22 protein-coding genes and 1 pseudogene are annotated in these 20327 nt (G+C 66.6%); 14 read left to right on the top strand and 9 right to left on the bottom strand.

The window, feature by feature from the left end; genetic code table 11:
* Positions 1-29: 29 nt before the first annotated feature.
* Together ppsA and D5301_RS14685 are read left to right on the top strand one after the other, a co-directional pair.
* A complete protein-coding gene (ppsA, locus tag D5301_RS14690; RefSeq protein ID WP_153856073.1) occupies positions 30-2408 on the top strand; it encodes a phosphoenolpyruvate synthase in 2379 nt (792 codons plus the stop codon).
* Between the two features lie 150 nt (positions 2409-2558).
* Complete coding sequence (locus D5301_RS14685) at positions 2559-3452, top strand: mechanosensitive ion channel domain-containing protein (protein WP_110712725.1); 894 nt, start codon at positions 2559-2561, stop codon at positions 3450-3452.
* A gap of 132 nt (positions 3453-3584) precedes the next feature.
* On the opposite strand, the gene D5301_RS14680 is transcribed toward D5301_RS14685, so the two are convergent.
* From D5301_RS14680 to D5301_RS14660, 5 genes are all read right to left on the bottom strand, one after another.
* Complete coding sequence (locus tag D5301_RS14680; protein WP_153856072.1) at positions 3585-4700, bottom strand: alkene reductase; 1116 nt, start codon at positions 4698-4700, stop codon at positions 3585-3587.
* A 208-nt stretch (positions 4701-4908) separates the two neighbouring features.
* Positions 4909-5781, bottom strand: a complete 873-nt coding sequence (locus D5301_RS14675) for an EcsC family protein (protein WP_153856071.1) — start codon at positions 5779-5781, stop codon at positions 4909-4911.
* Between the two features lie 159 nt (positions 5782-5940).
* Positions 5941-6513, bottom strand: a complete 573-nt coding sequence (gene orn / locus D5301_RS14670) for an oligoribonuclease (protein ID WP_110712728.1) — start codon at positions 6511-6513, stop codon at positions 5941-5943.
* A gap of 74 nt (positions 6514-6587) precedes the next feature.
* A complete protein-coding gene (tadA, locus tag D5301_RS14665) occupies positions 6588-7112 on the bottom strand; it encodes a tRNA adenosine(34) deaminase TadA (RefSeq protein WP_110712729.1) in 525 nt (174 codons plus the stop codon).
* A 75-nt stretch (positions 7113-7187) separates the two neighbouring features.
* A complete protein-coding gene (locus tag D5301_RS14660) occupies positions 7188-7547 on the bottom strand; it encodes a helix-turn-helix domain-containing protein (RefSeq protein WP_153856070.1) in 360 nt (119 codons plus the stop codon).
* 78 nt (positions 7548-7625) lie between these two features.
* On the opposite strand from D5301_RS14660, the gene D5301_RS14655 reads away from it, so the two are divergent.
* The 3 genes from D5301_RS14655 to D5301_RS14645 all read left to right on the top strand — a co-directional run bounded on the left by D5301_RS14655 (position 7626) and on the right by D5301_RS14645 (position 9164).
* Positions 7626-8393: an NAD(P)H-dependent oxidoreductase gene (locus D5301_RS14655; protein WP_153856069.1), complete on the top strand. Its 768-nt coding sequence runs from the start codon at positions 7626-7628 to the stop codon at positions 8391-8393.
* A gap of 68 nt (positions 8394-8461) precedes the next feature.
* A complete protein-coding gene (locus tag D5301_RS14650) occupies positions 8462-8899 on the top strand; it encodes an acetyltransferase (protein ID WP_153856068.1) in 438 nt (145 codons plus the stop codon).
* Positions 8900-8957: 58 nt separating this feature from the next.
* Complete coding sequence (locus tag D5301_RS14645; protein ID WP_153856067.1) at positions 8958-9164, top strand: hypothetical protein; 207 nt, start codon at positions 8958-8960, stop codon at positions 9162-9164.
* A gap of 22 nt (positions 9165-9186) precedes the next feature.
* Here the strand turns inward: D5301_RS14645 and D5301_RS14640 are convergent, their stop codons facing one another.
* Positions 9187-9693, bottom strand: coding sequence for an N-acetyltransferase (locus tag D5301_RS14640; protein WP_153856066.1), 507 nt, complete (start codon positions 9691-9693; stop codon positions 9187-9189).
* Positions 9694-9763: 70 nt separating this feature from the next.
* Positions 9764-10021: a YjhX family toxin gene (locus tag D5301_RS14635; protein ID WP_110712735.1), complete on the bottom strand. Its 258-nt coding sequence runs from the start codon at positions 10019-10021 to the stop codon at positions 9764-9766.
* A gap of 264 nt (positions 10022-10285) precedes the next feature.
* On the opposite strand from D5301_RS14635, the gene D5301_RS14630 reads away from it, so the two are divergent.
* Both D5301_RS14630 and D5301_RS14625 read left to right on the top strand, forming a co-directional pair.
* Positions 10286-10951, top strand: a complete 666-nt coding sequence (locus D5301_RS14630) for an HD domain-containing protein (protein WP_153856065.1) — start codon at positions 10286-10288, stop codon at positions 10949-10951.
* Between the two features lie 108 nt (positions 10952-11059).
* Positions 11060-12271 (top strand): MFS transporter, encoded by a 1212-nt coding sequence (locus tag D5301_RS14625; RefSeq protein ID WP_110712737.1) that lies wholly within the window; start codon positions 11060-11062, stop codon positions 12269-12271.
* Positions 12272-12287: 16 nt separating this feature from the next.
* Here the strand turns inward: D5301_RS14625 and D5301_RS14620 are convergent, their stop codons facing one another.
* Positions 12288-12767, bottom strand: coding sequence for a MerR family transcriptional regulator (locus D5301_RS14620; protein ID WP_153856064.1), 480 nt, complete (start codon positions 12765-12767; stop codon positions 12288-12290).
* Between the two features lie 89 nt (positions 12768-12856).
* Here D5301_RS14620 and D5301_RS14615 point away from each other — a divergent pair, with 89 nt between their 5' ends.
* The 4 genes from D5301_RS14615 (at position 12857) to D5301_RS14600 (ending at position 15411) form a co-directional block, all read left to right on the top strand.
* The gene (locus D5301_RS14615) at positions 12857-14095 is read left to right on the top strand and encodes an NADH:flavin oxidoreductase/NADH oxidase family protein (RefSeq protein WP_153856063.1); all 1239 of its coding nucleotides are present in this window, start codon (positions 12857-12859) and stop codon (positions 14093-14095) included.
* A 92-nt stretch (positions 14096-14187) separates the two neighbouring features.
* Complete coding sequence (locus D5301_RS14610) at positions 14188-14664, top strand: hypothetical protein (RefSeq protein WP_180847881.1); 477 nt, start codon at positions 14188-14190, stop codon at positions 14662-14664.
* Positions 14665-14771: 107 nt separating this feature from the next.
* Entirely contained in the window at positions 14772-15041 is a 270-nt protein-coding gene (locus D5301_RS14605; protein WP_153856062.1) for a hypothetical protein, read from the top strand.
* Between the two features lie 124 nt (positions 15042-15165).
* Positions 15166-15411, top strand: a complete 246-nt coding sequence (locus D5301_RS14600; protein ID WP_110712742.1) for a hypothetical protein — start codon at positions 15166-15168, stop codon at positions 15409-15411.
* 44 nt (positions 15412-15455) lie between these two features.
* Here D5301_RS14600 and D5301_RS14595 read toward each other — a convergent pair whose 3' ends face one another.
* The gene (locus tag D5301_RS14595; protein ID WP_153856061.1) at positions 15456-16979 is read right to left on the bottom strand and encodes an FAD-dependent monooxygenase; all 1524 of its coding nucleotides are present in this window, start codon (positions 16977-16979) and stop codon (positions 15456-15458) included.
* 82 nt (positions 16980-17061) lie between these two features.
* On the opposite strand from D5301_RS14595, the pseudogene D5301_RS14590 reads away from it, so the two are divergent.
* The 3 genes and pseudogenes from D5301_RS14590 (at position 17062) to D5301_RS14580 (ending at position 20294) form a co-directional block, all read left to right on the top strand.
* A pseudogene (locus D5301_RS14590) lies at positions 17062-17719 on the top strand (TetR/AcrR family transcriptional regulator).
* Between the two features lie 73 nt (positions 17720-17792).
* A complete protein-coding gene (locus tag D5301_RS14585; RefSeq protein ID WP_153856060.1) occupies positions 17793-19934 on the top strand; it encodes a TonB-dependent receptor in 2142 nt (713 codons plus the stop codon).
* Positions 19935-20093: 159 nt separating this feature from the next.
* Positions 20094-20294 (top strand): hypothetical protein, encoded by a 201-nt coding sequence (locus D5301_RS14580; RefSeq protein WP_153856059.1) that lies wholly within the window; start codon positions 20094-20096, stop codon positions 20292-20294.
* Positions 20295-20327 lie beyond the last annotated feature (33 nt).

Raw genomic sequence — 20327 nt, 5'->3', positions numbered from 1 at the left:
TCGGGCGATGGCCAAACGGAGCATCGCGCTTGAACGAGAACATCCTGTGGTTGCACGAACTGCGTCTGGCCGATCTGGCCCGCGTAGGCGGCAAGAATTCGTCGCTGGGCGAGATGATCGGCAACCTGGCCGGTCTGGGCGTTTCGGTGCCGGGCGGTTATGCCACCACCGCTGAAGCCTTCAAGGACTTCATCGCGCACAACGATCTGTCCAAGCGCATCTTCGACAAGCTGGCCACGCTGGACGTCGAGGACGTCAACGCGTTGACCGCAGCGGGCAAGGAAATCCGCACCTGGGTGATCGATGCCCCGCTGCAGCCGCAGCTGGACCAGGACATCCGCAGCGCCTACGCCCAGCTGAGCGCCGACAACGGCGGCGGCGACGTGGCCGTGGCCGTGCGTTCGTCGGCCACCGCCGAGGATCTGCCGGATGCCTCCTTCGCCGGCCAGCAGGAAACCTTCCTCAACGTCACCGGTGCCGACGACGTCGTGCACAAGGTCAAGGAAGTGTTCGCCTCGCTGTACAACGACCGTGCCATCGCCTATCGCGTGCACCACGGTTTCAAGCATGAGGACGTGTTCCTGTCCGCCGGCGTGCAGCTGATGGTGCGTTCGGGCGTCGGTTCCTCCGGCGTGCTGTTCACACTGGACACCGAGTCCGGCTTCCGCGACGTGGTATTCGTCACCTCGTCCTTCGGCCTGGGCGAAATGGTCGTGCAGGGCGCGGTCAACCCGGACGAGTACTACGTCTACAAGCCCACCCTGCAGGCCGGCAAGCCGGCGATCCTGCGCCGCTCGCTCGGCAGCAAGGCGATCCGCATGGTGTATTCGGATGTTCCGGGTGAGCGCGTCAGGATCGAGGACACCCCGGCAGAACTGCGCACCACCTTCTCGATCAGCGACGAGGACGTGCAGGAACTGTCCAAGCAGGCGCTGGTCATCGAAAAGCACTACGGCCGCCCGATGGATATCGAGTGGGCCAAGGACGGTGTCAGCGGCAAGCTGTTCATCGTGCAGGCGCGCCCGGAAACGGTGAAGTCGCGCAGCCATGCCACCCAGATCGAGCGCTTCGCGCTGACCGAAAAGGGCGGCAACGTGCTGGCCGAGGGCCGCGCCGTCGGTGCCAAGATCGGTTCGGGCGTGGCCCGCGTGGTCAAGACGCTGGACGACATGAACCGCGTGCAGCCGGGCGACGTGCTGATCGCCGACATGACCGATCCCGATTGGGAGCCGGTGATGAAGCGCGCTTCGGCCATCGTCACCAACCGTGGTGGCCGTACCTGCCACGCCGCGATCATCGCGCGCGAGCTGGGCGTGCCGGCCGTGGTCGGTTCGGGCAACGCCACCAAGGTCATCGAAGATGGCCAGCTGGTCACCGTCAGCTGCGCTGAAGGCGATACCGGCTTCATCTACGAAGGCAAGCTCGGCTTCGAGCGCACCACCACCGATCTGGGCAACATGCCGCCGGCACCGCTGAAGATCATGATGAACGTGGCCAACCCGGAACGTGCCTTCGACTTCGGCCAGCTGCCGAACGCCGGCATCGGCCTGGCCCGCCTGGAAATGATCATCGCCAGCCACATCGGCATCCATCCGAACGCGCTGCTGGAATACGACCGCCAGGATGCGGCGACGAAGAAGAAGATCGACGAGAAGATCGCCGGTTACGGTGATCCGGTCAGCTTCTACGTGGACCGCCTGGCCGAAGGCATCGCCACCCTCACCGCCTCGGTTGCACCGAACGCCGTGATCGTGCGCCTGTCGGACTTCAAGTCCAACGAGTACGCCAACCTGATCGGCGGCAGCAACTACGAGCCGCACGAAGAGAACCCGATGATCGGTTTCCGCGGCGCCAGCCGTTACGTCGATCCGAGCTTCTCGGCCGCCTTCGCGCTGGAGTGCAAGGCCGTGCTGCGCGTGCGCAACGAAATGGGCCTGGACAACCTGTGGGTCATGATTCCGTTCGTGCGCACCCTGGAAGAAGGCCGCAAGGTCATCGAGGTGCTGGAACAGAACGGCCTGAAGCAGGGCGAGAATGGCCTGAAGATCATCATGATGTGCGAAGTGCCGTCCAACGCACTGCTCGCCGATGAGTTCCTGGAGATCTTCGACGGCTTCTCGATCGGCTCCAACGACCTGACCCAGCTCAGCCTGGGCCTGGACCGCGATTCGTCGATCGTCGCGCACCTGTTCGACGAACGTAACCCGGCAGTGAAGAAGCTGCTGTCGATGGCGATCAAGTCGGCACGTGCCAAGGGCAAGTATGTCGGCATCTGCGGCCAGGGCCCGTCCGATCATCCGGATCTGGCCGAGTGGCTGATGCAGGAAGGCATCGAATCGGTGTCGCTGAACCCGGATACCGTGGTCGATACCTGGCTGCGCCTGGCCAAGCTGAAGACCAACGGCTGATGCCGTGATGGCCACAGGCTGACGTCGTGTTCATCGGCGTCGGCCGATACTGCTGCTGCACGCAAGCCCCGCCTCTGCGGGGCTTCGTGTTTCTGGCGTCCATGTACGCCCTGCCCCGCGCAGATTCCCCCCGCAGCAAAGGACTTCCGCATGATCGCCGCAGCAGCACCCGCCCCCGCCGCAACACCCTGGTTCCACTCGCTCGATTGGGAACGCCTGCTGGAGACCTACGGCGTGCCATTGCTGGCCGCGATCGTGGTGCTGCTGGTCGGCATGTGGGTGGCACGACGCCTGTCCAATGCGATGCCACGCGCCACCGCGCGCATGGGCGTGGACCCGATGCTGGGCAATTTCCTGCGCAACGTGGTGTACGCCGCATCGCTGGTGATCGTGGTGGTGCTGGCGATCGGCACGCTGGGCGTGCAGATCACCCCGCTGCTGGCCGTGCTTGGCACCGCCGGCCTGGCGGTAGGCCTGGCGCTGAAGGATTCGCTGTCCAACATCGCCTCGGGCGTGATGCTGGTGACGCTGCGCCCGTTCCGCGTCGGTGATGTGGTGACGGTGGCCGGACAAACCGGCACGGTGCGCGAAGTGCGCATCTTCCAGACCGTCATCACCGGTGCCGACAACCAGCACACCACCATTCCGAACACGTTGATCACCGCTGCGCCGATCATCAACCTGACCGCCGAGCCGACCCGCCGCGTCGAACTGGTGGTGGGCATCGGCTATGAAGACAACATCCAGCTGGCGCGCGACACCGCGCTGGCGCTGATGAAGGCCGACCCGCGCGTGTTGCAGACGCCGGCACCGGACGTGGTGGTGTACGAGCTGGGCGCGCACGCGATCAATCTCGGCATTCGCTGCTACGTGAAGTCGGCCGACTGGTTCGGTACCAAGGTCACGCTGCTGGAACAGCTCAAGCTGGGCTTCGACAAGGCCGGCATCAACATCCCGTATCCGCAGCAGGACATGCATCTGTACCTGCATGGCAAGGATGGCGGCGTGGTCGAGGCCGACGCGCTGGTGCGCGACAAGCCCTGATCCGACACAGAAATGCCGGCCAGCGGCCGGCACTACCCTGCCCCGCGCGCCCCGGTAGTGCCGGCCGCTGGCCGGCACCCACCCCATCTCCATACACCGGTAGTGCCGGCCGCTGGCCGGCAGCCTCCAGGATCAGGCGGCGACGCTTTCTTCCAGCGTTGGGTAATCGGTGAAGCCGATCGCGCCTCCGCCGAAGAACGTCGCCCGATCCGGCGGGTTCAGTTCCGCACCCAGACGCAGGCGCTCCGGCAGATCCGGGTTGGCGATGAACGGGCGACCGAAGCCGATCAGGTCGGCCCAGCCTTCCGCCAGTGCCTGCTCGGCGCGCTCGGCGGTGTACTTGCCGGCGTAGATCAGGGTGCCCGGGTAGATCAAGCGCAGCGCCTGCTTGAACGCCACTGGCATCAGCGGTGCGTCATCCCAGTCGGCCTCGGCGATGTGCAGGTAGCCCACGCCCAGCTCGCCCAGCAGGTGTGCCGCCGCCAGGTAGGTGGCCTGCGGCGTATCGTCCACCGCGCCCTGCAGCGTCGTCAGCGGCGCCAGACGAACACCGACGCGGTCACCACCGGCTACTGCAGTCACCGCCTGCACGACCTCGCGCAGGAAACGCAGCCGGTTCTGCAGCGAGCCGCCATAGCCGTCGCTGCGCTGGTTGGCCTGCGAGTCGATGAACTGGTTGATCAGGTAGCCATTGGCCCCGTGCAGCTCAACGCCATCGAAGCCGGCGGCCAGCGCATTGCGGGTGGCCTGCGCGTAGTCGGCGATGATGCCCGGAATCTCGGCCTCGGCCAGCGCGCGCGGCATCGAGTGCTGGATCATCTCGCCCACGCCCGCTTCCGGGCCGGCGCCGGTGGGGTCGACAAACACCTTCACGCCCTCGGCCAGCAGCGCCGACGACGACACCGGCGCGGCACCATCGGGCTGCAGGGCCACGTGCGAGACCCGACCCACATGCCACAGCTGGGCGTAGATGCGGCCACCAGCAGCGTGCACGGCGTCGGTCACCTGGCGCCAGCCCTGAACCTGCTCCGGGCTGTGGATGCCCGGGGTCCAGGCATAGCCCTGGCCCTGCGGGCTGATCTGGGTACCTTCGCTGACGATCAGGCCGGCGCTGGCCCGCTGCGCGTAATAGGCAGCCATCTCGGCAGTGGCAACATTGCCGCCTGCCGCGCGCGAGCGGGTCATCGGCGGCATCACGATACGGTTGGGCAGGGTCAAGGCGCCCAGGCGGTGGGGGGTGAACAACATGGCGGCGATCTCTTGCGGGGGGGGTGACCGCAAGGATGGGGATGGATGCCGCAGCGCAACAGGCGGATCGCGGCAAAACAGTTGTGCCTTGCAGGCAAGGATGGCGTAGCCGGGGGTCAGAGCCCCTTCCTGCGGAACGGGATCCGACCCCGCGCGCAACCGGGGTCGGATCCCTTTGCAACGCAGAGGGCTCTGACCCCGAAGCCGGCTACAGCGTGGGCTCGATCAATGCCCCGCCATGCGCCACGCGGTCATAGCAGGTGCGCACCACGTCTTCGCCGTACTTGATCTCCAGCCGGCGCACGATGAAGTGGCCGCGCGCCATGTCCTGGTAGTAATCGGTGAACATCGTATTGAGCGTCGCACCGGCGGCCGCACCCACGATCGGCACCGCCTGTGCGGCGAATTTCTCGGTGACCACCACGCCGAAGCGCGCGGCCACCTTCTCCACCATCTTCGCCAGCAGCTTGCCGGCTTCCTTCGGCGCCACGCCCAGGGTGAGGTCGCGGCCGGTCACCACGCGCCCGGCCAACTCGGCCGACAGGTGGCGCATCACATCGGCGGTGAAGCCACGGGCCAGGTAGTAGCCGGTCTCACTGGCGTCATCGCGCGGCGAGTTGCCGCCCAGCGCGAACACCTCCAGGCAGGCCTGGCGTGTGCTGAACTCGGACAGGTCGAAGCCCTCGCTACGGGCCACGTCGGCTACCGCACGCATCATGATGGTGGTCGATACCGGCAGCTCGATGAACAGCGCGGCAAAACCAAAGGCGCCGCCCACCGCACCGGAGGTCGCTGCCGCCAGCTTGTGCCAGCGGGTGGATGCCCCCTTGCCGGGCGTGTTGTCCATGCTCCACAGCGCCGCCTGCGCCGACTTGGACAGTGCTGCCTGCACCGCACCGTGGATGCGGCCGGAGACCGCCTTGGGCAATGCCTTCACCGCGAACTCCAGTGGCGTGCCGACCAGGTTGGCCATGCGCGCGGTCAGGGTCGGTGCTTCCAACAGGGTCATCGCCCGCTGCAGGTCAGACCAATCGCGGGCGTCGTGGGCAATGTCGCGGGGGAGCAGGATGGGCTCGTTCATGGCGCCGATCTTAGCGCCAGGGAGTTGAACGGAGGGTAGTGCCGGCCGCTGGCCGGCAACCTGATACACGTCACGAAGGCCGCTGAATTGCCGGCCAGCGGCCGGCACTACCAGTTCGCGTGTCACCCGGTAGTGCCGGGCCATGCCCGGCGGCGGCGTTCAAGCAGTCGGCAGGCCCGACAGCGCGCCCATGAACTGGCGGTAGTGGCGCAGCTCGGCGATCGAATCATGCACGTCGCTCAGTGCGGTGTGGTTGCTGTTCTTGCCCACGCCGGCGGCCACGTTCGGCGCCCAGCGCTTGGCCAGTTCCTTCACCGTGGACACGTCCAGATTGCGATAGTGGAAGTACTTCTCCAGGCGCGGCATCTGGCGGTGCAGGAAGCGGCGGTCCTGGCAGATGGAGTTGCCGCACATCGGCGACAGGCCGGCCGGGATCCACTGCGCCAGGAAGTTCACCGTCTGTGCCTCGGCCTGGCCGAGGGTGGTGGTGCTGTCCACCACGCGCTGCCACAGGCCCGAACGGCGGTGCTGGTTGCGGTTCCACTCGTCCATCGCTTCCAGTGTTTCCAGCGGGTGGTGGATGGCAAATTCCGGGCCTTCGGCCAACACGTTGAGCTGGGCATCGGTGACAACGGTCGCGATCTCGATGATCGAATCATTGTCGGTATCCAACCCGGTCATCTCCAGGTCGATCCAGATCAGTCGTTCGTTGGCCGCGCCGTTGTCCGCCATGTGTCGCCTCGCTGCTGGGCAGGCGCGCGGCCTACCGGTGGTGGAAAGAGGCGCCCATCATACCCGTTCGCCCCTCAACCCTCGCCGCCGTGGTCTTCCAGCAGCAGCGGTGGCTTGCCACGCTTGGCGCGGAAATAGTTGGTCAGGCGCATGCTGGCGTCCTTGGCCAGCACCCCGCCGTGGATCTCCACCCGGTGGTTGTGGCGGGCATCGCCGAGCAGGTCGAACACGCTGCCGCAGGCGCCGGTCTTGGGATCGCTGGCGCCGTAGACCAGCCGCGAGACACGCGCATGCACGATCGCCATCGCGCACATCGCGCACGGCTCCAGGGTCACGTACAGCGTGCTGCCAAGCAGGCGATGATTGGCCAGCCGCTTGCCACCGGCACGCATGGCCACGATCTCGGCATGTGCGCTTGGGTCGTGCGAGGCGATGTTGAGGTTCCAGCCCTCACCCAGCAGTTGGCCGTCGGCGCCCACCAGCACCGCCCCCACCGGAATCTCATCGAACTCGCGCTGCGCGCGTTCGGCCAGCGCCAGCGCATGGCGCATCCAGTGTTCGTCGGCGTCGTGCACCGGTACACCCAGGGCATCGGTCATGGCGGTTCTCGTGTGTCTGCAGGGCCAGGATGGCCGCCGGGGCCGCATTGTACGCCCGGGGCCGTGCAGGCGCCGCTAACGCGCGTCGAAGCGCTCGCGGGCCGCATCCAGCGCCGGGAAGTTGTGCTCGGCCCAGCGGTCCAGGGCGGACAGCGTCTCGACCAGGCCGCGCGCAACCTCGGTCAACCTGTACTCGACATGCATCGGCTTGCTGCCCAGATCGCAGCGCTCGACCAGACCGTTGCGCTCCAGTTGGCGCAATGTCTGCGTCAGCACTTTCTGCGAGATGCCTTCGATCTTCCGCAGCAGCGCGCCGTTGCGTTGTGGGCCCTGCGCCAACGCTGGCAACAGCAGCATTACCCACTTGCCGGAGATCAGTGCCAGCGCATCGCGCGCCGAGCAGTCGGCGGCATAGACATCACCGGGATAGGCCATGGTTACCTCAAGGTACGTAATTGCGACAGTTCGCCGGCATCGCGAGGATGGTCGCACACTCCAACACGCCCTCTGCTCATGCGCGCCCTGATCCTGCTGGCCCACCCCGAACCCCGTTCCTTCAACGCCCACCTTGCCACGCAGGCCGCCGAGCAGTTGCGGCAGGATGACCTGCAGGTGAACGTGATCGATCTGTATGCGCAAGGCTTCGACCCGTTGGAAGCCGCGCACCACCATCCTCAACGCCTGCAGCCCGGCCGCTTCGATGCCCAGCGCGAACAACGGCACAGCGCCGAACAAGGCCAGCTGCCTGCCGAGGTGCAACGCCATCTGCAACTGCTGCAGGCCACCGACCTGCTGATCCTGCAGTTCCCGCTATGGTGGTTCGCTGCACCGGCCGCCCTCAAGGGCTGGCTGGACCGCGTGCTGGTCTACGGGCCGATGTACAACAGCCGCCAGCGCCACGAACACGGCGTGATGCGCTGCAAGCGTGCATTGCTGAGCGTCACCACCGGCTCATCGGCACGGGCCTGCGCGATCGACGGCCGCGAGGGCGATACCCGGCTGCTGCTCTGGCCGCTGATGTACAGCCTGCGCTATGTTGGCTTCGACGTGATGGAACCGCATGTGGTGCACGGCGTGCGTTCCGGACTTCCGCCAGACCGTGTGCAGGCGCACGACGAGGCACTCGCCACGGCTGCCCGCGACTACCGCGAACGGCTTGCCCGGTGGTCGCAGTGGCCGACTGTGCCCTTCAATGACAGCGAGGATTTCGAAGAAGGTGTGGTGCTGCGCGCGGAAGCACCTGCGTTCAGCCCCTTCATCCGCCATCGCGATGCGGGATGACGCCGCGCCTGCACGCGCTACCGGAAAGCCTCATACTGCACGCTCCTGCTAAGCACCTTGGTGAACACATGACCACCCTGCGCCCCTCGCGCGCCGACGATGGCGCCGCCCTCGTCGCACTCTGGCGTCGCGCCGTCGACGCCACCCACGACTTTCTCAGTGCCGAAGACCGCCAGGCCATCGATGCCGAAGTGGCAGGCTTCCTGCCGCAGGCGCCGATGACCGTCGCTGTCGATGCACGGGACCAGCCACAGGGCTTCATGCTGATCGACGGCAGCCACATGGAAGCGTTGTTCATCGATCCCGACGTGCGCGGCACTGGTATCGGCCGGCAGCTGCTGCAGCACGCACTGGCGCTGCACCCGCAGCTGAGCACCGACGTCAACGCACAGAATGCGCAGGCCGTAGGCTTCTACCTGCGCATGGGCTTCGTCGAAACCGGTCGTTCGCCACTGGATTCCCAGGGCCGCCCGTATCCCCTGATCCATCTCCGGCACAAGGCCTGACATCCGTTGGCAGCCGCCGCGTGCTAGCGTGGCTGCTTTCGATCAAGGAACGCCGTGCATGGATGGTGCAAAAGCCCTGTTGACCCTGTTTGCGCTGGGCATCAGCCTGGTCTGGATCCTCGTGCCGTTCGCCATCTTTGCCGTGCGCAACCTGCTGCGCGAGGTACTGCTCGAGCAGCGCCGTACCAATGCACTGCTCGAGCATATCGGCGGCTACCGCATTCCAAAGCCGCAACCCGAACCGACCGTCTGGCGCGCGCCCTGAGCGGGAACGCGCCAGGCGTGGATCAGGCCGTCGCCTCGAACGCCGGTGAGTACTGCACCTCGCCCTGTGCCAACGGAGGCTGCAGGCAGAGTGCCTGGAAGTACTCCGCCGGCACACCCGGCAGCACCAGGCCTGGCTCGGCACGGAAGCCGAAGCGGCCGTAGTACGCCGGCTCGCCCAGCAGCACGCAGCCCTGTGCGCCCTGTTGTCGCAGGGCTTCCAATGCTGCCCGCATCAACGCCGCACCGATGCCCTGCCCCTGCCATTCGGGCAATACCGAGATCGGCCCCAGGCCAAACCAACCGCGACTGCCATCGCTGATCGATACCGGCGAGGCCGCCACATGGCCGGCCAAGTGTCCATCCACCTCGGCCACCAGTGAAACCGCCAGCTCGCCGCGCACGCGAAGCGCATCGACGATGAACTGCTCCGTGTGGCTGCTGTGTGCCGCGTTGGCAAAGGCAGCGCGGGTCAACGCATGGATGCCGGCGATGTCAGCGGAATTTTCGGTACGAAGAATGTAGTTCAAGGGACACCTCGGTCGACGCGGCATTGCCGCGCCATGGAAACACAATGGAAAAGAAGCGATGCATCGTGCATCAGCGATTGTCCAGCTGCGGGCGCACCGCGACCAGTCCGGCACGATTGATCCGGTAGGGGCGGCCATCGTGCGAACTGATCAGGCGCTTGTTTTTCAGCTTCCTGAAGACGGCCAACGTGCAATCGCTCAGCAGCAGTCCTTCACGGTTGAAGCATTCGACACCGCGCACGCGGCCTGAGCCATCACGGCTGCAGGCAATGCAGCCACCCTGGGCGAGGACGTGCAGCGTCCTCTGCTCCGCTCGGGAGATATTCATGGAAAGAGAGATCCTGCGTAATCGGAAATGCGGACGACACGGGCTGCCAACAGCGCCCGGCCAAGGAACCACGCATTCGATAACCGCTCCCGGAAGACACACGGGAAGGGTTATCCGATGACGACACTCTCCAACATGAAAAACCACACTCGGTAGACACCTGCAGCTTGCAGGTGGCGTCACACTAACCAGCGCTCCACGGCCAGTCAACGCCCTGGCGCGAAAGCCGGGTGATAATCGAGCCTCCATCTGCAGGACGCGAACATGGACTGGGTTGCCCAGGCACGCGCATTGGCCACCGAAGCCCACGCAGGGCAACAGGACAAGGCCGGCCACCCCTATATCGAGCATGTGGCGCGAGTGGCGGCGGCGATCCGCGACGATGACATGGCCAAGGCCGCAGCGTGGCTGCACGATGTGGTCAAGGACTGTCCGGACTTCGCTGACCGGATGCAGGCGTTTCCACCGCCGATTCGCGACACGGTCAACCTGCTCAGCCGCCACAGCGCGCAGGATGCAACCCACTATTACGCACGCATCCGTGAACATCCACTGGCCTTGAAAGTGAAGCTGGCCGATATCGCGGACAACGCCCATCCAAGGCGCCTGCGGCAGCTGGCCCCCGCGCTGGCCGAGCGCCTGCGCGGCAAGTACAGCATGGCCCTCGCTGCACTGGGCCAGCGTCAATCGTCGTCGGATGCGGGGAGCGGAGCCACGCCGCAGCAGCGCCTGCAGCACCTGATGGAGGCGGCCTGCTCGCTGGAGCAGTGTGTTGGCGGACCTGGATCCACCACGGGCACCCGCGACACGTCACTGTCCGCACACCACGCGGCCCTGATCAGGGTTCGCGACATCGTGCTCGCCGAGCTGGAGACGCAGATGGAACCCGTCGCGTTCGCCATCTGGAGCGACATGCATATCCGGGCCTGACCGGCCGTGGACTCCACCGGCCGAACGCTGTTTCTTGGCAGCATGCGGTGATCCCTGCTGCGTTGCAGCAGTACAATGCCCGGCTCCCCGCCCCCATCGCGCCCCCGCATGAGCCCCAACTCTTCCCTGGCTGCGCGGCTGACGCCCCGTCAGCGCACCCTGATCATCCTCGCCCTGTCACTGGGCGGCTTCGCCATCGGCACCAGCGAGTTCGCCAGCATGGGCCTGATGCTGGAAATCAGCCGTGGGCTGTCGATCTCCGAAACCCAGGTCGGCCACCTGATCAGCGCCTACGCCATCGGCGTGGTGGTCGGTGCGCCGATCCTGGCCTTCGTCGGCGCCAGCTTCCCGCGCCGCAAGCTGCTGCTGGCGCTGATGGGTTTCTATGCCATTGGCAATCTGGCCAGTGCGCTGGCCCCGAACTACGGCACGATGCTGGTGGCACGTTTTGTTGCCGGCCTGCCGCACGGCGCCTACTTCGGCGTAGCAATGCTGGTCGCAGCGGCGATCAGCCCCGCCGGCCAGCGCGGCCAGGCGATGTCGCGGGTGCTGCTGGGCCTGTCGATCGCGATCCTGGTCGGCAATCCGCTGACCACCTGGCTCGGCCAGCAGCTCAGCTGGCGCACCGCCTTCGCCCTGGTCAGCGTGCTGGCCATTGCCACCGTGGCGATGATCGCGCGCTTCCTGCTGCCGGACCCGGATGAGGTGCGAACTTCGCCGATGCGCGAACTGCGCGCGTTCAATACCACCCAGGTGTGGCTGGCACTGGCGATCGGCGCGGTCGGCTTCGCCGGCATGTTCTGCGTGTTCACCTACCTGGCACCCACCCTGGTGCAGGTCACCGGCGTGGCTGAATCGTGGATGCCGCTGGCGGTGGGCGTGTTCGGCATCGGCGCGATCATCGGCAACATCGCCGGTGGCTGGCTGGTGGACAAGTTCCACTTCAAGGCCGCCGCCGTGGTGCTGCTGTGGTCGATCGTGATGCTGCTGCTGTATCCGCTGGCCGCACAGTCGGTGTGGACCATCGGCCCGATGATCATCACCGTCGGCACCATGGGCGCGCTGGCTGCGGTGCTGCAGACCCGCCTGATGGACGTGGCCGGCGAGGCGCAGACCTTGGCCGCCGCCTCCAACCATGCCGCCTTCAATACCGCCAATGCACTCGGCCCGTGGCTGGGCGGCATGGCGATCAGCGCCGGCTTCAGCCCGGCCAGCACCGGCTACGTCGGCGCGGCCACCGCGATCGGCGGCCTGCTGCTGTGGTGCGTGGCGGTGATGCTGGACAAGAAGCGCAAGGCCGCCGTCGCCGGCAGCCACTGACTACCGTGCCGGGTCGTCAGTCGCCACCCCTGCGGCGGCGGCGATCCGGTCGCAGCATCGCCACATCGCCCGCCGCCAGCGTCGGCCGCGCCAGCTCACCACGCTTCACGCGGTCCAGCACCCGCCGCGAATTGGCGGCGCAATCAATGCCTTCCGGCCGCGCCTGGATGTCTTCGATCAGAGCCAGCAGGTGCGTCCGGCTCTGTGCCAGCCGCAACTGCAGCGCCTCGATGTCGACCACCTTCTGCTGCAGCATCGTGATCAGTGCATCGTGCTGCCACTGGCCCATGTCCGGTGGCAGCAGCGCGCGGATCTCGTCCAGGCTGAAGCCTGCGCGCTGTGCACCGGTGATCAGCTCCAGCAGCAGTACCGCCTGCTCCGGGTAATCGCGGTACCCATTGGCCTGGCGCTGCACTGTCAGCAGTCCGGCGTCCTCATAGAAGCGGATCCGCGACGCTGCCAGGCCCGTGAGGCGGGCCAGCTCACCGATCTTCATCTGCCTGAATCCTCGACATTGGAACCCGTTGACCTTCAATCAAACTTGAAGGTTAGCGTAGCGCCATTCCCCTGTCCTGGAGCTGTCCGATGTCGCTGTTCTCGCCCCTGGCACTGCCTTCCGGTGCCGTCATCCGCAACCGCATCGCCAAGGCGGCGATGGAGGAAAACATGGCCGACGACGATCACGCGCCCTCGGCCGCGCTGCTGGAGCTCTACCAGCGCTGGGCCGACGGCGGCGCCGGCGTGATCATCACCGGCAACGTGATGGTCGATGGCCGCGCCATGACCGGCCCGGGCGGCGTGGTACTGGAAGACGATCGCCACCTGGAGCGCTTCATCGCCTGGGCCGACACCGCGCGCTCGCGCGGGGTGCAGATGTGGATGCAGATCAACCATCCCGGGCGGCAGATGCCGGCCGCCCTCGGCCAACCGGCATTGGCGCCTTCGGCGGTCCCCTTGGACATGGGCGCACTGTCCAAACAGTTCGCGCCGCCGCGGGCGATGACCGAGGCGGATATCGAAGACGTGATCGCCCGCTTCATCCGCAGCGCCGAGCTGGCCGAACGTGCCGGTTTCAGTGGTGTGGAAATCCATGCCGCGCACGGCTACCTGCTCAGCCAGTTCCTGTCGCCACTGTCGAACCGTCGCGAGGATCGCTGGGGCGGCAGCCTGGACAACCGTGCACGCCTGCTGCTGGAGATCGTGCAGGGCGTGCGCGCGGCGGTGTCGCCCGCCTTCGCAGTGGCGGTGAAGCTCAACTCCGCAGATTTCCAGCGCGGCGGCTTCTCGCCCGAGGATGCGCGCGCCGTGGTGGAGATGCTGGCGCCACTCGGCGTGGATCTGGTCGAGCTGTCCGGTGGCAGCTATGAAGCACCGGCCATGACCGGCGCCGCGCGCGACGAGCGCAGCCTGGCCCGCGAGGCCTACTTTCTGGAGTTCGCGCGTGAGATCGCCACGGTGGCGACGATGCCGCTGATGGTCACCGGCGGCATCCGCCGCCGCGCGGTGGCCGAGCAGGTACTGGACAGCGGCGTTGCGATGGTCGGCATTGCCACCGCGCTGGCGATCGAGCCGGATCTGCCACACCACTGGCAACAGGGCCGCGACCAGGTGCCCGCGTTGCGCAACATCAACTGGCGCAGCAAGCCGCTGGCGGCCAGCGCACACATGGCGGCGGTGAAATACCAGTTGGCTCGGCTGAGCCGCCGCCGCCCCACCGCGCCGGGTGTCTCACCGGTATGGGCACTGCTGCTGGCACAGGCGGCCGGTAAATGCCGGACCCGCCGCTACCGGCGCTGGATCGGTGCACGCGCGGGCGGCAACTGAGCGGGCAGGCTTCTCATCGTCGAAGCGATGCTCCACCATCTGCACGATCGGCGGCAATCCGTCGCCGGTCGCAGCACGCAGAAGGAACCACCGTGGCAGCAGGACCAACCAGGAACCGCGAAAAGCTGCTCGATGACCTGCTCTCGCTGGGCCGCAACTGGGCGCTGGCGATCGCCATCGCCGGTGCCGGTGCAGCGGTCCATTACAGCGAGTCGGTGTACGAAGCAGGAATCTGGCGCGGCCTGCTGCCCACGATCTGCTTCCTGGTCGCCATCGTCTGGATCGTGCTCAGCATCATCCGCTTCGACCTGACCATCCAGCAGCACTTCGAGCGGAAGCTGTCGCGCTGGCTCAGCCGCCTGCTGTATGTCGTGCTGCTCGGCACCGGTATCACCGCCGTGTTCTTCGTCACCGAGCTGGCGGAGAACAACCACATCGCGCGGATGTGCGACTCGGTGGCCAACGAACCCGGCAGCCGCATCCACAGGTCGGCCGAATGCCAGCGCCTGTACCAGCACCGCGCGGCCTACCGGCAGCGGCTCGAGTCGGCCGAGGGCGAGTTCGACTGAGGACGTCGCGCTGCATGCGTTTGACGCACGCGAAGAACACACGGCGTGGATATGCGGTCGGGCACAGTAGCTGCGCCCCCCCCTTCCGTATGACAACTCCGGCCCGCATGCTCCACCACCCCGCCCCTGCCTGCCACGATGCCGTTGCCCTGCAGGCGGGTGTACTCGGCGGGGTACTCGGCGTGGCGCTGTTCAAGGCGATCGCCCTGTCGGTACTGACCAACGGCTCGTTGATGGCGACGGGATTGTGGCTGCTGGCCTGCGCCGTGCTGGGCGCCTGGGCGCTGGCCGCCTACCTCGCGTGCCTCGCGCTGAGCCGCCGCGTCTTCGTGCTGATGCTGGCACTGTGCACGGTGCTGGTGGTCTGCATCGCCTGACCACGCAAGTGCCCGACTATCACCAAAACGTTACAAAATAACAAGTGCGATCGGTCGGATTGTGCGTGCCCAGCATCACGGATTGGAATGCCATGGCCGCTCCGGCATCACCCCGAGACCACCCATGACCCTGCAGCCCCTGTACCGCGCCGCCCTGACCGCCATCGCCCTGGCATCGCTCAGTGCCTGCGCCACCTATGACGACAGCAACATGCACCAGGCCTGCCAGGAATCGCCGCACCTGAAGGATCTGCCGCGCGACGTGGCCGCCCGCGAGAGCCGTTGCAACAAGGGCATGGAAGTGTGGTCGAGCGAGCGCAAGGGCAGTGACCGGCCGATCGACCTGAGCGGCAAGAAGAAGGATCTGTAATCGTGGCCGGCGCAGCCTGCACGGCTGCGCCTTCACCGTGAGGGTCAGGCGGCCATCCCGAACCAGCGCTGCAACGCCTGGGGCAACCCCGTCTTATCACCGCCCGCGTCGCAGGCCCAGGCGACGATGCCATCGGGGCGGACCAGAACCGCGCCCAGCCCCAGCACGCCCTCCTGCTCCGACATGATGCATGGAGGGCGTTGCGGCAAGCATTCAACAGCCTGCAGCAACGGAGCCCCTGTCTCGAACACCAGCAGCGCGCCCTGCCCTGCCCTCAGCACCTCCCCTGGGCGGCGGCCATCGGCCAGCAGGACGTCCGGTACGCTGCGACCGACCAACGGATGGCCATCGCCCAGATCGAGCTGCTGGGCAACGCCCCAGACCCGTTCGGCCAGATAGGTCGCACCATCACGGGTGTCGGCCAGATCCGCCATCACCGTCGCCAGCGCGCGTGCGCCAGTCCCCGGACGCATCAGCGCAACCTGCGCGCGTGACCAGTCCAGCACCCTGGCGCCGATCGGATGGCGTTCGGCCTGATAGCTGTCCAGCAGTGCCTCATCAGCATCACCCCGCACCACGGCGGCCAGCTTCCAGCCGAGGTTCATTGCGTCACCGATACCGAGGTTCAACCCCTGCCCACCCAAGGGCGAGTGCATGTGCGCGGCGTCACCGGCCAGCAGCACGCGGCCGTTGCGATAGGCCGTGGCCTGGCGTGCGGCATCGGTCCAGGTGGTGGCCAGATGCAGCGCGGTGATCGTTGCATCGCGGCCGGAGACCCGACGCAGCAACGCCTGCGCGGCACCCTGGTCGAGCACGGTCCGATGGCCAGCACCACCGTCGAAATCGGCCAGCGCCAGCACATCCGGTGGATTGAAATTGCACATGCCGTGCGCGGTGTACTGGCGCCCCGGCGTGAGCACCGACGGATCTGCCAGCTCGACCCGCAGCGAATGGCCGGTGAACTCCGGCTCGGTGCCAGCGAAGCTGAAGCCCGACTGCTTGCGCACGGTGCTGCGGGCACCATCGCAACCGACCAGCCAACGGCCGTATACCCTGCCGCGTCCGGTCTGCACCGCAACCTGCGCCTCCTCCGCTGTCACCGCCTGCACTGCGCAACCGCGGTCGATGCGTACGCCCAACCCGCTTGCCCGCTCGGCCAACACCGCCTCCAGCGCCTGCAGCTCAATCGCCATCTGCACCCCCACCGGCGTTGGCAGTCGCCAGCGCCAACGCTCGATGTCCACGTTGTCCAGCGCGAACGGGATGCCAGCGAAATGGCCACCCAGCGGCCGCGGCTGCGCCAGCCAGTGAGCCGTGCCGGGTGGTGGTGCGCCCTTGTCCGGTTTCAGCACCTGGCTGGCGGCGACCGCGTCCAGCAGACCGCGCCGGTCCAGCGCTTCCAGCGTGGGCGCGTTCAAACCGCGCAGTCCAAAGGGCAGCCGCTTCAGCGGTGATTCGGGCACCTCGGCCTGCTCCAGCACCGCGACCGAACACCCGGCCAGGGCCAGTTCGCAGGACAGGAACAGACCGACCGGGCCAGCGCCGGCAATCACGACGTCGTACACCATGGGAATTCCTTGTGAGCACCGGGCCGGCGCTCTGTAGATTCGAATGTTACACTCGGTGTACGTTTCAACAAGTGAACCGCCCATGACCCCGCCTCCGGGCCGCCGCGAGCAGCGCAAGGCCGAGACCCGCCAATTGATTTCGGACGTCGCCACCGAACTGATCATCCGGCACGGCTTCGAAGCCGTGTCCATGTCCGGGATTGCCGAGGCCGCCGGGGTCTCGCGCAAGACGGTCTTCAACTATTTCGCCAGCAAGGAGGACCTGGTGTTCGACCGCGACGAGGAAGCGCGGGCGCTGCTGCGCGAGGGCATGGCGGCGCGCAGCGGCCTGACTCCACTGGCCGCCTTCCAGTCACTTGTCCGCGAACTGCTGGACCGTGGCCATCCCCTGCTGCGGATCAATGGCGGCGCGGCCGCCTTCTGGGCCACCGTGGCCGGCAGCCCGGTGCTGGTCGCGCATGCTGGTCGCGCATGCACGCCGATTGCAGGCCCAGCTGACCGATGACCTCGCACAGTTGATGGCGGTCTCCGCAGGCCGGGACACCAATGACGCAGAAGCCCGACTGGCCGCGGCCATGCTGATGGCATCAATGGTGGCCGCCTATGAGAAGGGACTGGCCAGCCAGCTGCAAGGCGAGGATCCGCGCGAGGCCATGGTGCAGGTGATCGTGCGTGGTGCCACCGGCGTGCTGGCGGCCCTCGCCGGCACCCCCTACACGGACCCGCACGCACGTCCATAGCGCATGCGGGGGATAGGTCACGAAGTGTTGCAAATGCTAATCTTTCTCATTTGCAGCCATGCCAACTCCCCCCATGCCCCGTCCGACAGCCTTGCAGCGCGCCCTGTGCCTTGCGTTTACCCTGCCCCTGGCCCCGCTCGCGCAGGCCGCCGAGCCCCAGACTGCCGCCCCCAGGGACCTGGACAAAGTGGAGGTCCGCGGCCGCGCCCAGACGCTGTACCGGGTGGACGATGCGGCGGTCGGCACCCGCACCGATACACCACTCGAGCAGGTTCCACAGTCGATCCAGGTGATCCCGCGCGAGTTGATCGACGACCAGGCCGCGCGCCAGGTGACCGACCTGTACCGCAGCATCAGCGGCATCAGCTTCTTCAGCTATGCCGGGGTGACCCTGCGCGGATTCCGCCAGGAGAACGTGCTCTATGACGGCCTGCGCGGTGACCCGTATGCCGGCTTTTCGGTGCCGCAGCTGTTCAACATCGAGCGCGTGGAAGTACTGAAGGGTCCGGCCGGTGCCTTGTATGGCGGCGGCGATGCCGGGGGTGTCATCAACTATGTGACCCGCAAGCCCAGGGCCACCGCCGAACGGCGCATTGAAGTGCAGCTGGGCAACAAGAACTTCCGTGCCGGCTCGATCGAAGGAACCGGCCCGCTGAACACCGCCGGCACCGTTCGCTACCGTGCCGGCCTGTATGCCGACGGCGAACAGGGGCTGCGCTGGAATGCCGACAGCGAGAGCGTGATCGGCGATGCCTCTCTGGCCTTCGACATCGGCCGGACCGGCGAGCTGGTGCTGCAGTTCACCAACATCACCCAGGACCTGGGCGGCAACCGCTTGCGCGGCGTGCCGGTGAACGATGCAGGCACCTTCCTCACCGATCGCCGCTGGAACCACAACGAGGCCAGCGACTTTCTCGACATGCGGGCCAAGGTGGCGCTGGCACAGTATCGCTTCGCGCCACGCGACACTCTGGACGTGGATTTCGCCGCCCGCTGGTTCAGCAACAACGAACACCAGATGTACCACGAGCCGATGGGACTGATCGATCGTGACCGCGATGGTGTGGCCGAGTGGATGACGCGCCAGCTGCGCAACCAGATCCGCGACAACGAGGCGTTCACCGCCAACGCCAATGCGGTCTGGAGGATCAACACCGGCGCAGTCGAGCACAAGGTGCTGTTTGGCGCCGATGTGTACCAACTGGATGCGGATTTCACTGCGCAGACCGCCAACAGCGCCGACCTTGCGCGCGGCGCCGGGCCGGTACGCGGCATCGATCTGTTCCACCCGATCTATGGGGCCAGCACCTGGCATGACTACAACCTGGGCGCCCTGCCCTGGCGCAGCACCTCCACCCGCAGCACGCGCCACGGTGCCTACCTGCAGGACGAACTGGCGCTGACCACACGCTGGCATGTGCTGGCCGGGTTGCGCTGGGATGGCTTCAAGGACGACGACCGCATTGGCCGCAGCAGTGTCGATGGCAGCGACCTCAGCTGGCGCCTGGGCAGCACGTTCACCGTCCGCGACGGCTTGAACATCTACGCCAACGTGGCCAGCGGTTTCGTGCCGCAAAGCGCGGCCAACCAGAATCCCGCTGCCGGCGGCCCGTTCGATGCCGAGCGCAGCAAGCAGTGGGAGGTCGGCATGAAATCCCTGTTGGCCGATCGCGTGACCTTGAACATGGCGGCGTACCGCATCGACCGCAGCAACATCGTGCAGGCCACCGGTGAAGTAATGGACGGGGTGAACCAGCTGGCCGCGCTTGGGCTGGTGCGCAGCACCGGCATGGAACTGGACCTGCTGGCCGACGTCACCGAGCGCTGGGTGGTGAACCTGACCTACGCCTACAACGACGCACGGGTGAAGGACGCCGGCCCGAACGGCATCACCAATGCCTCCGGTGGCCGCTTCGCCAATGCACCGCACAACAAGCTGGGGTTGTGGACCCGCTACGACCTGCCGGCGATCAACTCCGCCATCGGCTTTGGTGCCGATCATGTGGACGAGCGCGTGAGCCTGGATGGACAGACGGTGAAGGCCCATACCGTGTTCGACATGAGCTGGAAGACCACGTGGAAGCAATGGCAGCTCCAGGCCAACGTCAAGAACCTGTTCGACAAGGTGTATGCCGCCAGCGGCTTCATCGAGCGCAACGGGCACTTCCCGGGCGAGCCGCGGCGGGTGTATGTGCAGGCCGCCTACAGCTTCTGAAAGGGCGCCCCTGTGGCTGAGCCCACCAAAGGCAAGCGGTCATTGCGTGACACGGGTTCACCCGTTTCCGAAACCTCCGATGCTTCCAGTCACTTGTGCGCGACCACCTCCGCCTATAGCGTCGCCGTTGCCCAAGGAGGGCTGTCAAAGGAGTGGAACATGAAGATGGGATTCAAACTGTCTGTTGTTGTCACCGCCATTGCACTGACGCTTGGAATCGGCAGCGCGACCGCTCAACCGGATCGCTGCCGCCCTTGTCACGACGCTTATAGTGATTGCCTGGCCGCCGGCAAGGGCGAGAAGGTGTGTTACCCCGCGTTCGTCGCCTGCATGGCGAAGGGCAACTGCGGGCTCCCGTAACCGAAAGCCAGTTTCTGACGCCGCTCGCAGAGC

Origin of the sequence: Stenotrophomonas sp. MH181796 (assembly GCF_009659995.1) — a bacterium.
In the GTDB taxonomy this organism is placed as follows: Bacteria; Pseudomonadota; Gammaproteobacteria; order Xanthomonadales; family Xanthomonadaceae; genus Stenotrophomonas; species Stenotrophomonas riyadhensis.
The sequence above is the reverse complement of the archived record's forward strand: the minus strand, read 5'-3'. Positions and strand labels throughout refer to the sequence as shown.